General features: G+C 51.4%; 1 rRNA gene. It reads left to right on the forward strand.

Annotated features, from left to right (window positions below):
- A 23S ribosomal RNA gene (locus tag AC07S4_RS30355) occupies positions 1-798 on the forward strand; the annotation flags it as partial.

Raw genomic sequence — 798 nt, forward strand, 5'->3', positions numbered from 1 at the left:
CGACAAGTAGGGCGGGACACGAGAAATCCTGTCTGAATATGGGGGGACCATCCTCCAAGGCTAAATACTCGTAATCGACCGATAGTGAACCAGTACCGTGAGGGAAAGGCGAAAAGAACCCCGGGAGGGGAGTGAAATAGATCCTGAAACCGTGTGCATACAAACAGTAGGAGCGGACTTGTTCCGTGACTGCGTACCTTTTGTATAATGGGTCAGCGACTTACATTCAGTGGCAAGGTTAACCAGATTGGGGAGCCGTAGAGAAATCGAGTCCGAACAGGGCGCCAGTCGCTGGGTGTAGACCCGAAACCAAGTGATCTACCCATGGCCAGGTTGAAGGTGCGGTAACACGCACTGGAGGACCGAACCCACTAATGTTGAAAAATTAGGGGATGAGCTGTGGGTAGGGGTGAAAGGCTAAACAAACTTGGAAATAGCTGGTTCTCTCCGAAAACTATTTAGGTAGTGCCTCAAGTATCACCATCGGGGGTAGAGCACTGTTATGGCTAGGGGGTCATCGCGACTTACCAAACCATTGCAAACTCCGAATACCGATGAGTGCGAGCTTGGGAGACAGACGTCGGGTGCTAACGTCCGGCGTCAAGAGGGAAACAACCCAGACCGCCAGCTAAGGTCCCAAAGATTGGCTAAGTGGAAAACGAAGTGGGAAGGCTAAAACAGTCAGGATGTTGGCTTAGAAGCAGCCATCATTTAAAGAAAGCGTAATAGCTCACTGATCGAGTCGTCCTGCGCGGAAGATGTAACGGGGCTAAGCCAGTCACCGAAGCTGCGGATATG

The sequence above is a fragment of the Pseudoduganella sp. GW821-FHT05F09 genome, assembly GCF_059419605.1.